The organism is Kaistella jeonii (assembly GCF_000812865.1).
Classification (GTDB): Bacteria; Bacteroidota; Bacteroidia; order Flavobacteriales; family Weeksellaceae; genus Kaistella; species Kaistella jeonii.
This window is the reverse complement of record NZ_JSYL01000001.1, coordinates 67,548-80,131: the sequence shown is the minus strand read 5'-3', so window position 1 is coordinate 80,131 and position 12,584 is coordinate 67,548. Positions and strand designations below refer to the sequence as shown.

11 protein-coding genes are annotated in these 12,584 nt (G+C 34.8%); all 11 read right to left on the bottom strand.

Annotated features, from left to right (window positions below; all coding sequences use genetic code 11):
* Nucleotides 1–308: 308 nt before the first annotated feature.
* The 11 genes from OA86_RS00350 to OA86_RS00300 all read right to left on the bottom strand — a co-directional run bounded on the left by OA86_RS00350 (nucleotide 309) and on the right by OA86_RS00300 (nucleotide 12,487).
* Complete coding sequence (locus OA86_RS00350) at nucleotides 309–1,586, bottom strand: phospholipase D-like domain-containing protein (protein WP_052257312.1); 1,278 nt, start codon at nucleotides 1,584–1,586, stop codon at nucleotides 309–311.
* 7 nt (nucleotides 1,587–1,593) lie between these two features.
* A complete protein-coding gene (locus tag OA86_RS00345; RefSeq protein WP_039347151.1) occupies nucleotides 1,594–2,112 on the bottom strand; it encodes a hypothetical protein in 519 nt (172 codons plus the stop codon).
* A gap of 226 nt (nucleotides 2,113–2,338) precedes the next feature.
* A complete protein-coding gene (locus OA86_RS00340) occupies nucleotides 2,339–4,741 on the bottom strand; it encodes a S9 family peptidase (protein ID WP_039347148.1) in 2,403 nt (800 codons plus the stop codon).
* Nucleotides 4,742–4,823: 82 nt separating this feature from the next.
* On the bottom strand, nucleotides 4,824–5,252 hold the full coding sequence (locus tag OA86_RS00335) for a DoxX family protein (RefSeq protein ID WP_039347144.1): 429 nt from the start codon (nucleotides 5,250–5,252) through the stop codon (nucleotides 4,824–4,826).
* A gap of 65 nt (nucleotides 5,253–5,317) precedes the next feature.
* Entirely contained in the window at nucleotides 5,318–6,193 is an 876-nt protein-coding gene (era, locus tag OA86_RS00330) for a GTPase Era (RefSeq protein ID WP_039347141.1), read from the bottom strand.
* Between the two features lie 127 nt (nucleotides 6,194–6,320).
* The gene (locus OA86_RS00325; RefSeq protein ID WP_039348256.1) at nucleotides 6,321–7,091 is read right to left on the bottom strand and encodes an SGNH/GDSL hydrolase family protein; all 771 of its coding nucleotides are present in this window, start codon (nucleotides 7,089–7,091) and stop codon (nucleotides 6,321–6,323) included.
* Between the two features lie 15 nt (nucleotides 7,092–7,106).
* Nucleotides 7,107–7,874: a class I SAM-dependent methyltransferase gene (locus OA86_RS00320; protein WP_039347139.1), complete on the bottom strand. Its 768-nt coding sequence runs from the start codon at nucleotides 7,872–7,874 to the stop codon at nucleotides 7,107–7,109.
* Nucleotides 7,874–8,683, bottom strand: coding sequence for a type I methionyl aminopeptidase (map, locus tag OA86_RS00315; RefSeq protein ID WP_039347137.1), 810 nt, complete (start codon nucleotides 8,681–8,683; stop codon nucleotides 7,874–7,876). Before map ends, OA86_RS00320 begins: the two co-directional genes overlap by 1 nt.
* 66 nt (nucleotides 8,684–8,749) lie before the next feature.
* Nucleotides 8,750–9,181 (bottom strand): BT0820 family HAD-type phosphatase, encoded by a 432-nt coding sequence (locus OA86_RS00310; RefSeq protein WP_039347135.1) that lies wholly within the window; start codon nucleotides 9,179–9,181, stop codon nucleotides 8,750–8,752.
* A 92-nt stretch (nucleotides 9,182–9,273) separates the two neighbouring features.
* On the bottom strand, nucleotides 9,274–10,251 hold the full coding sequence (locus OA86_RS00305) for an acyl-ACP desaturase (RefSeq protein WP_039347133.1): 978 nt from the start codon (nucleotides 10,249–10,251) through the stop codon (nucleotides 9,274–9,276).
* 322 nt (nucleotides 10,252–10,573) lie between these two features.
* On the bottom strand, nucleotides 10,574–12,487 hold the full coding sequence (locus tag OA86_RS00300) for a hypothetical protein (protein ID WP_039347131.1): 1,914 nt from the start codon (nucleotides 12,485–12,487) through the stop codon (nucleotides 10,574–10,576).
* Nucleotides 12,488–12,584: the final 97 nt, after the last annotated feature.

The following is a 12,584-nucleotide window of genomic DNA, read 5'->3' as shown; positions in this document are numbered from 1 at the left end:
ATTTTCTTTACACTTAAACTTTTCTCTAATCAGTTTATGATGATTGGAGTTGATATACATTTTAATATTAATCGATGAGAATCTGCTGAATTATTTAATTCAGATAAAACCCGGGAAAAGAGGATTTGGTGTAAAGTAAAATGGTCAATACACGCATATTTTAATTTCCGTAAAAAGTCCTATAATTTATATTATGTTAAATAGAATATGTTTTCTGGATGATAATGCTCTGAGAAAATGCATTTGCCATAAACTGGTAAATAATAAAAATACTCTTTGATTTAGGGAATTCAACGAATGAGTTTCTTCTATTTCTTCATATAAAGTTTCCTTTGTCTGCATTTCAAATTTCCTTCCGTTAACCATGATTCTGACCATTTTTTTATACCAGATAAATTATCCAGCCAAAGATGACCCACACTTTCCAGCGAAGTATTTCTCCAGTGAAAATGATCAACCAGTCGTAAAGCTTCTATGGCAAAAGCGGTGACAATATCTTTATCTCGAATTTCTAATAAATTATCCCCGTTTTTTTGTTCCGGACCGAAAGCTAAATTTGAACTTCCACAATACACCACCGGATCATTTCCTTTAAAATTGACAACGATAAATTTATGATGAATTGCGTAACCATCAATTCCGGGAACTGTTCCGAAAGGTTCAGGAAGATTGTTTTCAATTCCTCTTGCCGCGACTCTAATTCCTCGTTTTGAGTTAGGTTTATAAAGGAAAATTCCAAAATCTTCGTCATTTTTTCCGATGGTATCGGTAATTCCGTAACTGAAAACATTTTCATTTGATATTTGTTTGCGAAGAGAACTTAAAATACTTCCTGCGCTCCGGTCATTCATCACTGCAAACAAAATATCTGTAGTATCTGTTCTCTCGATTTTAGTGCTGATTCGGTCAAAAATCCTTTCTGCATCTACTTTATTATGAGGTGCAACAGTCACGGTCATTTCAGGAGATGACGTGGTTTTAAGAATCTGGTGGTCTTTAAGCGCAAACGCTCCGACTTTGAATTTCTTCATATTTTCATCGCCAAAAGAAGCATCAAAAATATCCGAATAAAGTTGTGATATTTTGGAGTTTTTAAAAATAATAACGTGATTACTATTCACATAAAATCCATTCGTAGAGAAATTCGCAGAACCTGTCAATACTTTTTTTGGAACTGCTTTTTTCAATTGAACCATTATTTTACAATGCGCCAAAGAACTGAAATGTCCTCTTTTGATATGATCAGTATCGCTTACTTTAAGAAATTCAGTTTCAAAAATTGTTTCAAAAGCTTTTTCTTCTTTGTGACCTTTGGAATCATCCAAAATCATTAGCAGTCGTTTTTCTTTTGCCAACTGAAGCAATTTCTTACAAATTTCCGGCTCATCTAAATCGAATGCAAAAACTTTTAAATTTAAAGTTTTATCTTTTATCGTCTCCTCTAAAAATTCTAAAATTCTGTTTCTTGCTTGCCATCCTAACCATTCATGCTGCTCCTCGAAACTGTATGGAACCAGCTCATTTTTCCGCGTTTTTTCGTTCCATCTCATTGCAGAATCAGCGATTTGCTTGATGTCAAAAATCAATTCATTATTATTTTTCGGGCGAACAATTATTTTTCCGACTGAATCTGGTAGCGTACGCAACGGAGGAAACAAATCCTCTCGTAAAAGCCAGTGTTGTACTCTTTTCTTGATAAGGTTTTACCGGAATATCAATTTCCACAGAAAGATCTGAATTGAGTGACACCAATTTTCCGTCTTCGATATATCTTGGTGTAATGGTATAAATATAATCTCCAAAAACTGCTTTTCTGCTTGAAATATCGGTATTTGGAACATGAACCCAATTGAATTTTTGTATGGGTGAATATAGGGTTGAATTTCTGTCATACTGTTTAATTCCGCTATTTTTCCTGAACTCATCATGGAAAGTCAGGCGATTATAAATATACTTTTCAATCCATTGATCACCCTCTTTATACTTGAAACCGATCGAAAAACCTGCTAAGTTTTTAGTCAAATGCTCGGTAAGATCGAATGCCAAAAGTGTGATCGCATCTCCGCTGTAAGCACGAACACTTACACCGTTTTTGGTTTTAAAATTTTCCATGGTTATGGTTTTTAATTAGTTTTATCAAATAAAATTACAACTAATTTACTGAAAACCAATAGATACGGAAAAAGTATTCAAGGAGAACTAATTTAAAACATCAATTTATTTGTAGTCCTGAATTTAAAGAAATTGCTCCTCCCCTTCTTAAAAACGAATTTTTTTAGTCTATATATTTTAAAATAAACATCCAAAAAAAGTCTCCCATTTCTGGGAGACTTTATCTTTATTTTTTTAAACATTTCTCCAGAAACTGATCTTCTTCCCAAAGAACATGGAAAATATTTTCTTTCGCTGCATAACCGTGGGCTTCTTTCGGTAAAAGCACCATTCTTACTGGTGCTCCCAGGTTTTTCAACGCCTGAAAATATCTTTCGGTTTGAAGCGTAAAAGTTCCGGGATTATTGTCGGCATCACCATGAATCAACAATAATGGAGTTTTCATTTTATCTGCATTCATAAAGGGTGACATTGCATTATAAATTTGCGGAATGTCCCAATAATTTCGCTGCTCACTCTGAAATCCAAACGGTGTTAAAGTTCTGTTATAAGCGCCACTCCGTGCAATTCCACACGCATAATCTTTGGAATAAGTGAGAAGATTTGCCGTCATAAATGCGCCGTAAGAATGACCACCAACTGCAACTTTATTGCGGTCGATATATCCTAATTTATCAAGTGCGTCGATCGCTGCTTTTCCATTGGCAACTAATTGTGGTATAAAAGTGTCGTTGGGTTCCGTTTTTCCTTCGCCAATAATTGGGAAGGCTGCATCATCTAAAACCGCATAACCTTTCGTTACCCAATAAATGAAAGAGCCATAACTTGGAAAAGTAAAATCATTCGGATTCTGTGTATTTTGACCCGCAGTATTTTTATCTTTATATTCCGTTGGATACGCCCAAATTAAAAGCGGTAATTTCTCTGTATGATTTTTTCTGTCGTAATTTGCAGGTAAATAAAGCGTTCCAGTTAATTCTACGCCGTCATTTCTTTTATATTTAATGACTTCTTTATACACATTTTTTAAAGATTCAAAAGGATTCGGAAATGCAGTTACGGGAGTTGATTTCTTCGATCTGATATTTCTGACAAAGTAATTAGGATATAAATTTGCAGACTGTTGAACGGTTAAAATATCGCCTTTTTGCGCATCAAGAATATCGATCAGGTTTTCCTTAGATCCAGTTAAATTTGAAGTGTACCATCTTTTTTTCTGCTGGGTTTTCAAATCCATTTCATCGATGAAAGGTTTTTGTCCGTCTTTCGTAAAACCGGCGCCAATCAAAAATGCTTTGTTATTTATAATGTCAATCACGTTTCTGCCATACTGGTTTTTAGTTTTATTAAAATTACCGGGATCGCTGTAAACATCTTGTGAATTCCGGTCTTCAATGACTTTCGAAGTATTGTTTTTTAAATCGATCAAATAAGTTTTAAAATTTCTCGTATCATACCAATCTTCGGATACGAAAGCATAATCTGAGTTAGACCAGTCTAAACCGGCGTATCTTTGTTTGGTTTTGAAGAAAGATTTTGGCGCATTCGAAAATGGAGCTTCCCAAATAAAGATCTCATCCCGAAAATCCACTGATTTTGCTTGGTCGCCACCGTCTAAAGCTTCTGCATAAACTAAAGTTGAAGGCTGATCATCCCGCCATTCCATGTATCTTTTACCGGGTCTGACAGATGAAAAACCTTTCGCCATAATTTCATTTAAAGGAACTTCATTTACCGTTTTTAGCAATGATCCGTTTTTATCGTAAACGTTCGTTACCATTGGAAATCTGCTTAAAGGAACGATATAAGAAAAAGGTTTTTTAATGGTTGTTGCCATCAAATAATTGCCATCTGGGGAGAAACTTAAACCAGCATATAGATCGGCTTCTTTAAATTGAGTCGCGTTTCCCTTCAAATCAATTTTATATAATTCTGCGGAAGTCAAGATCTCAAAATTCTTTTCGTCCTGTGGATTTTTCAGTAAATCCTGATATGTTCTGTTTTGCGAAACTTTTCCGTCTGAAGTCGAAACAATTGGTCCTGTTGGCAGATCTTTTTTGCTGTCCAGAAGTGCAGGTCGATCTTTTGGCAACATTTTTACCAAAAGATTTTCGGAATCTTTGAACCAGATAAATGGTGAACCTAAGTTTGAATTTAAATTAGAGGAAGATATTTTTTTTGCAGTTGCGGTTTCCAAATCTAAAATCCAGAGTTCTACTCCATCTTTGACTGTATTCGTAAAGGCAATTTTTCTTTCATCTGGTGACCAGGAAATATTGGTGATTTTTAGATTTTCCGGTAGACCTTTTACCTGAATCTCCGTCTTATCTTTCAATTTCCGAACCTTCAGATTATTAACGTAAGTAACACTGCTGGAAATATTGGTAACAGGATTAATCCGCAAGCCGCCGAGTTTTACTTCCTCCTGATTGAGATCCTCTAAAGTTTTGTAAGTATTTCGATAAGAAAAGACCATCCAGTTTTTTTTACTGTCCATCATGACAGAAGGTGCTCTTTGAAAATCAGCAAGTTTCAAAATTTCTGCGGAAGGCTTTTGATAGGTAATATTTTCCTGCGCATTGCTAAAATTCAAAAACGCAAGCAAGCAAATTGTTAATTTTAATTTCATAAAAATTCTAATTTAAGTTTATAAAAAAAACAGCAAAAAAATTACTGTTTATTTGTGATCTGTTTAATCTGTAATTTCAAAATTACCAGCGAGATTCTCTCCTTTTGCTGATCATAGCGTCGATTGAAAACCTTCCCGGTCCTAAAGCCAAAATTAACAGATATACGGAAAGATATAGCAAACTTAGTTCACGCGTTGAAAAAACATCTGCACTGTGTACAAATAATCCTGCTACAGCCATTGTTATCACCAAAAAGAAAACGGCTATTCTTGTGAACAGTCCTAAAATGATAAATATTGAGCAAACAAATTCGGCAAAAACCGCAATCGCTAAAGAGCTTTTTGCACCCATTCCCAAAATATCAACAAACTTAATTTCTTCGCCAGAAAATAAAAGCTGAAGTTTAGGAAAACCGTGTGAAAGCATGGCGAAACCTATAAAAATTCTAATAACAAGAAGAACAATATCTGTAATTAAAGGATTGTTTTTCGTCGAAGTTAAATAATTCATTCAAATAATTTTAAAAGCAAATTTAATAAATCCTCTCCGTAACGGTATTCTGTAATTATTTAATTTTAGCTGTACCCAAAATTCTTTAAATCTCTGTCATTTTTTCGCCAGTCTTTTTTCACTTTTACAAATAAATTAAGATGGATTTTTTTCGAAAAGAATTTCTCCAGATCTAATCTTGCTTCTGTTCCTACTTTTTTTATTGCATCTCCTTTATGCCCGATAATAATACCTTTCTGGGTATCTCGCTCCACATAAATAACAGAATCAATAAAAATAATTCCTTCTTTTTCGTTAAAGATTTCGGTAACCACTTCTACGGAATAAGGAACTTCTTTGTCGTAATTTAATAAAATTTTCTCTCGAATTGCTTCATTGACAAAAAATCGCTCCGGTTTGTCGGTATATTGATCTTTGTCGTAGTATGGCGGATTTTCTGGTAATAAAGATTTCAATTTTGGCAAAATAGCATCCGTATTAAAACCTTTCAATGCAGAAATTGGCAGAATCTCTGCTTTTGGAATCCTCTCGTGCCACAACTCCATTGTTTTCTCTAAATCTTCCTGGTTTGACTCATCGATCTTATTGACCAAAATTAATACAGGAACCGGAATTTTATTCAATTTATCAACCAGAAATTCGAAGGGTTCAGTACGGTCTAATATATCTACTATGAAAAGGAAAACATCGGCATCCTGTAAAGAATCTTTCACATAATCCATCATTTTTTCCTGCAAACCATACTTCGGATCTAAAACTCCCGGAGTGTCAGAAAAAACGATCTGCAAATCTTCTTCATTATAAATCCCGAAAATTCGGTGTCTCGTTGTCTGTGCTTTCTGGGTTACAATTGCTAACTTCTCTCCCATCAATTGATTGAGAAGTGTCGATTTACCGGCATTCGGTTTCCCTACTATATTTACAAATCCTGCTTTGTGCATTCTTTTTTATTGAAGTAATTAAAAATTAAAAGACCTCGAAAATTCGAAATCTCTACAAAGGTAGTGAAACATTGTTGTACCACTAAAACTATAATTATCTAATGATCGATATTTTTATCAAAGGTTACTAAAAATTTATTTTTGATTGACCTAAAAATGTTACACAATCTTTCGCCCACAAATCATAACAGAGTTCTGAAGGATGAATTCCATCGCTAAAAAATTCTGAAACAGTTTGACCTTCTTTGAGTTTTCCGAGCCATTCTTTAACATTTATTTTTTCGGTCGGGAAATAGACATTTTTGTTCTTTAAAACTTGTTTGTCGAGATGATCTGCAAGAATATCTTTGTGATTTCCTAAAACCTGTTTCATTTCTTTCGAAAAGGCAGGAAACATTTCGATAGTCGGTAACTGCGCAAATAAAACTGGAGTTTCAGGAAATTTTTGTCGCAGATCATTAATTAAGAACTGAACACTTTCACGCCATTTTTTAGGTTGATTCAATTCAAAAGTATCATTCCCACCAATGCCGATCACCAAAAGATTACACTCTTTCTCAACAATGAGAGGAATTATTTTTCTTTGAATTTTGTCAACATTATAACCTGTTTTTGCATAAACTTTCCAGTTGATATTATAATGAAATTTTTCGCTCAAGGCATTTGAGAAATGACCGGCAAAACCATTTTTGTGATTTTCTACGCCAACTCCGGCAAATGAACTTTCCCCAATAAATAAAATATTTAAATTTTTATCGGAATTGGCATTGATAGAATCTTCCGGATTTTTTGCTTCGGGGAATAATTGAATTTCTTTTCTGATCTTCTTTCCCTGAAAATAGATAATGGGTAATAACGGAATCGACTTTAATAAATGGATTAAATAATTGTTTTTCATTTCAATTATTTTCATTTATTTCTTTGAAACGACCGGTAAAATCTCATTCTCCATTAAAGCAAATCTTTCCCGTTCTTCACTTGAAAATTTCCTTGAATAAAAGTTGATATCTGCTTCAAAACCAACATTTTTCAATCGATCAAAATAATCCATTCCGTACCAGCGAACGTGGTCGTATTGTCCGAAATGTTTTTGTCTTTCTTTCGGATCTTTAATGCTGAAATCTTCGTAAGTTTTTTCTAAAGAATTCTTCATAGGAACCTGAAAAATTCCCCAGCCGCCTTTTCTCATCACCCGAAATAATTCGCTCATGGCTTTTTTATCGTCTTCTATATGTTCTAAAACATGGTTACAAAAAACGATATCGAAACTTTCATCTTCAAAAGGTAAATCTAAAATATCTGCTTTTACATCCACGATCGGCGAGTAAAGATCCGCAGAAATATAATCCAGATTTTTCATTTTTTTGAATTTCCTGAGGAATTCCTGTTCTGGAGCGATATGAAGAACTTTGTAATTTTTAGTAAAAAAGTCGGTTTCATTTTGCAGATACAACCACATTTGGCGATGACGTTCCAGACTTAATGTTCCGGGAGAAAGTGCATTTACACGCTGTTTCCCGTAACCATAAGGAAGAAATTTCCGATAAGATTTACCGTCGATTGGATCAGTAAATTTGTTGCCTTTAAAAAATTGAACAATTAAAGGTCGCGCCAAAATACTCGCTTTGATCAATAAAGGTCTTGGGATTTTATTTAAGAGAAATTTAGTCAGGGTTTTCATTAAAAATCCAAAGTAAATGGTTTTTCCTCCTCACTGACAATTCCTAATGCTTCATAAATATATTTGTACGTAGAAAGTAAAACCGGTTTTCCGTTGATGATGCAAACGTCGTGTTCAAAATGTGCAGAAGGTGAATTATCAAGCGAAGTCACCGTCCAACCATCTTCGTGAAATTTTACTTTTTCAGTTCCAAGATTGACCATAGGTTCGATGGCGAGAACGATTCCGTCTTTTAAAACTTTTCCACTTCCTTTTCTTCCATAATTTGGAACCTGAGGATCTTCGTGCATTTTTCTACCTAAACCGTGACCAACCAGTTCGCGAACGACACCATAACCGTGTTTTTCGCAATATTCCTGAATCGCATTGGAGATATCTCCTACTCTTTTTCCACGAATACATTGCTCGATTCCTTTGTATAAAGATTCTTTGGTGATCTGTAATAATCTTTTTGTTTCCGAAGTCACTTCTCCAACCTCAAAAGAATAAGCGTGATCGCCATAAAAACCATTCATATAAACGCCACAATCGACAGAAAGAATATCACCTTCCTCCAACGGCTTTTCATTTGGAATACCATGAACCACTTCAGAATTTGGCGAAATACAAAGATTTTTAGGAAAACCATACATTCCAAGGAAAGCTGGTTCACCGCCATGATCCCGAATGAATTCACCCCCTAAATTATCCAAATGTAAAGTTGTTACACCTGGTTTTATCTCTTTTGCAATCATCCCCAAAGTTTTGGAAACCAATTGTGCACTTTCGCGCATTAACCGAAGTTCTTCGATTGTTTTTAAGTGAATCATCGTTTATTTTGACAATTTATTTTTTAATATTTTAAAACTAAAAGCTCCTTATTTTTCCAGTAAATTTTACCAGAACAAGCCTTTCTTTTTATCCTTTTTGATTTTAGAATAGGCTAAAACTTCATTGCCTTCTACACGAAATTCTATTCTGTCATTGATGATATTATAGATTTCGCCCCAACCCGGAAAACCTCCTAAATTTCTGTCATCAATAAATAAGTCAGCATCGATTTTTCTGGAAGCTTCTGCGTGATCAAAAATTTCACCTTCAAAACTTGAGTTCACTGCATAAAACTCTACTCCATTTTTTTTGCAAAACTGTACAGCTTCGTCCAAAGTTTTACCATGACGATAAGTCCAAAGAATTAATCGATAACCCTCTGACTGAAGCTTTTTTAAAGTGTCGAAAGCGAAAGTTTTCGGTTTGCCGATTCCCGGATATGCATCATCGACGACCGTACCGTCAAAATCAATGGCTAGTTTTTTATTGCTTTTCATCTCGGTCAATTTAATTTTTGCAAAGATAAGAAAATAAAAGAGTGGTAGAAAACATCGACCACTCTGAGAATATATTTTACTATAATTTAATATTAAGATTTAATCCATTTGAATTGATGATCTAAATCTGGAGTTGCAATTCGGTCGGTAATTTTCTGTAATCTACCAGGAAGTTTCATTAAATATTCCTGTGCTTTCTCCGCTTTTTCGTTTAATCCAGTGATGTGTTCAATTTTCCAGTCATCAAGAAGTTCGCTCAGGATATTGATATAATCGTGACCCGTGTAAACCATTGCTCTTTGAGCTGCATCTGAAAAATGAGACCAAAGTTCACCAGCTTTTTGCCCAGATTCGCGCATCAAATGTGCAGGCATAACAATTTTCTTGCGCATCATATCTTCAAAAGCGAGCATCATTTCTGAAGGATCTACTTCGAAAATTCTGGTAACGAAATGTTTGTATGCTTTTGCATGTCGAGCTTCATCTGCAGCAATCACGCCGCACATTTTCGCTAACTTCACGTTACCGCTTTGTTTTGCTAAAGTACCTACTCTTCTATGAGAAACGTTGGTCGCAGTTTCCTGAAAACTCGTGTAAACAAAATTTCTGTAAGGATCCATTGTTGTTCCGATATCAAGTCCGTCCTGAATTAAATATTGGGTTGTAATTTCTACTTCTCTCATATTTACTCTTCCGCAGAGATAGAGATATTTGTTGAGCAGGTCACCATGTCTGTTTTCTTCGGCAGTCCAGCTTCTTATCCACTGAGCCCATCCTGTACTTTCTTCCTGATTAACTCCGTCAATTCCCATCAACCAAGATTCATATGTTGGCAAAGCTTCTTCTGTAATACAGTCCCCGATCAGCGTTACAAAAAGATCATAATCCATTTCCTGTGCGAACGTTTGAAGTTCTTCAACTTCATATTTAAATTCGTTTGAAGAGGAATCAGGCAGGAAATCGCTTGGTTGCCATATTTTTTCTACAGGAGTAAGGTAGGAGGAAATGAAGTCGTTAACTTCTGTTCCCAGATTTCGCATCACTTCTAATCTTACTAATTTATTGTACATGTTCTTTACTTTTTAAGAGAACAAATATAATGAAATTATTATTTGTTGCATAGAGGAAAAAAATTCAGCAGGAAAAATTTCCTACTGAATTTTGTCTTCATCATTTGTGTTAAACCTATAAATTTTAAGGCTATATATAAAGACTTCATTAAAAAACATTCTAAATTACAGTGATCCTCCATTTATAATTGTTTTGAAGGCAAATTTCAAAAACGATATTAATAGTTTCATTTTAAAATTATTTAATATCACATAAAACCACACCCGAAAAATCATAAAAACTCATTCAAGATCAGGTGCGGAAATCACGTTTTTTTAATGATTATTGGTTTAAATCAAGTCTGGAAATTAACATTCTATCTCCTTTTGGTGTTTCACTGAAGAAATACGTGTAGTCACCGATCTGGATTCTGTTGTATTTTTCGTAGAGATAGAATTTTTTCTTCTCCAAATCTCCCAAAGTTCTAAATTCTGTGGAGGTCCCTGACTGCAAATTTAATTTCCCATATTCAATACTATAGAACGGGGCATAACTTGTGGTAGTTATATTGGTAGTAGAACCATTGAAAAAGTTGGTTGTGCTGCTGAAATCAGTATCAACATCGATCGCCTTTACCATTTCCATTATCCAGTTGACCGATTTTCCATCTTTGCTTTGAATGATATAACTTGTAGCTGAGAAGTTATCGGCGGTCATGGGCGAATTGTTGAAAAATCCTTTTTTGTTCTGCTGATCAAGTAATACGGTATAATTTTTATTAAGACGACCATCTGGAGTGAAATGCAGCATATACAATCCCTGATAAATTCTGTCGTATTTCTTTCCGCTCGAACTGGTGTAAACTCCGGCCAAAGTGTTCAAGAACTTACTTCCACCGCCGCCACGACTGTTATTTTTTTTGAAATCCTGAAAACTTAGAAGCATTGAACCATCATTTAAAATCTGGAAATTATTGGTTTTAAATTTCTTCCCGTCAAATTCTAAAGGCTTTTTCATATCTGGACCTGCAACGGCTTTTTGATTTAATTCTGCGATCGGTGTTGCATTCACAAAAACAGCTTTACCTCCAGACATTTTGCACAAAATAAAATCGGTATATTTTTTTTCATCCATCATCGTATCCAAAGCATCCTGAGTTGGCATCATCTCTTCTTTTCCTGAAACCACATTGACTGTTTTTCGAGCAGCACTGATTAGACCGCCTAAACCGCTTACTTTGCCGATAATATTTTCCGTCGCCGAAGAACCTCCTTTGGTTTGTTCAATTTCTTCACTATCCATACTGGTTGCAGAAACTGCGGAACCTAAAATTTCTTCCGTTGATTTACCATCTTTTTTAATTCCCAAACCGTACAAAATTACCTCACCATTTTTTTCGTAGGCGTTAATAATTCTGTATCCTGCAGTTGGCGCTATAAATTTAAAATTTTCTTTAATTTTTCCTTTAGGCGAAATCCGGAAATAAGTCATTTCGTTCGGATCTCCTGCTGTGCCTTTTGCGGGCGACATAATATGGATCCAGTCTCTTGGGAGATCGTCATTCTCAATATTTTTGCTGTCGTCATCTAAAAGAGCTTTGGAAAAAACGGGTCGCAGTTGATATCCTGTGTTGATGGTTTCTAAATTTGTGATCTTTCCTGTATTGTTCACTTTCATGAAATCCATTTTCGAAAAATCGGCTTTTTCTTTATTATATGGAAAACCAATAACCAAAATTGCGCTGTCTCTTTCCACTTCGTAAGCGCCACCAAAAAGATATTCATCACCATTTTCATTCGCAAGTTTTTGCTTATCGAGCATTTTAACTTTTTTTACATAACCTCCGGCAAGCCAGTTGTATTTTGCGGTTACTTCCCGGTTTTTATAAACCATTCTGCCCATCATGTTCGAACTTACCGAAATTGCTTTGTTGATGAGCAAATCTCCTTTATAAGTTAAGCCTTTGTAGCGTTTTCTTGCTTTTTCTACCTCCCAGTCGTCTTTTACCGTATTGGTAAGATTGGCATCTTTATCAAAAGAATAAGTTTCTATTTTCACTTTTCGTTTGGATGAAGGCAGGAAATAGATCATGTCAAAATTTCCATTTTCTTTACCTTCTATTCCACCGAGGTAACCTTTTTTGGCTTTTCGGGAAATGTCGTAATCTTTTTCCAGGACATTGAATCCTGCCTGTTGTGCGGTGATTGCTAAGCAACTGAATGTGCAGATCGCAACGAGTGATTTTTTTAGTTTCATGGTACTTGTGATTTTTTAACTGAAGTAAAATTATTTGATATCTGAAAAAAAATGATACCCTGAAATGGGTATTTTTTAAACTAAAAACAAAAAAACC

Excerpts from the sequence above, each read along its gene's own strand:
- OA86_RS00345 (WP_039347151.1), bottom strand. The coding sequence starts at position 2,112 with ATGGAAAATTTTAAAACCAAAAACGGTGTAAGTGTTCGTGCTTACAGC.
- OA86_RS00340 (WP_039347148.1), bottom strand. The coding sequence starts at position 4,741 with ATGAAATTAAAATTAACAATTTGCTTGCTTGCGTTTTTGAATTTTAGC.
- OA86_RS00335 (WP_039347144.1), bottom strand. The coding sequence starts at position 5,252 with ATGAATTATTTAACTTCGACGAAAAACAATCCTTTAATTACAGATATT.
- era (WP_039347141.1), bottom strand. The coding sequence starts at position 6,193 with ATGCACAAAGCAGGATTTGTAAATATAGTAGGGAAACCGAATGCCGGT.
- OA86_RS00325 (WP_039348256.1), bottom strand. The coding sequence starts at position 7,091 with ATGAAAAACAATTATTTAATCCATTTATTAAAGTCGATTCCGTTATTA.
- OA86_RS00320 (WP_039347139.1), bottom strand. The coding sequence starts at position 7,874 with ATGAAAACCCTGACTAAATTTCTCTTAAATAAAATCCCAAGACCTTTA.
- map (WP_039347137.1), bottom strand. The coding sequence starts at position 8,683 with ATGATTCACTTAAAAACAATCGAAGAACTTCGGTTAATGCGCGAAAGT.
- OA86_RS00310 (WP_039347135.1), bottom strand. The coding sequence starts at position 9,181 with ATGAAAAGCAATAAAAAACTAGCCATTGATTTTGACGGTACGGTCGTC.
- OA86_RS00305 (WP_039347133.1), bottom strand. The coding sequence starts at position 10,251 with ATGTACAATAAATTAGTAAGATTAGAAGTGATGCGAAATCTGGGAACA.
- OA86_RS00300 (WP_039347131.1), bottom strand. The coding sequence starts at position 12,487 with ATGAAACTAAAAAAATCACTCGTTGCGATCTGCACATTCAGTTGCTTA.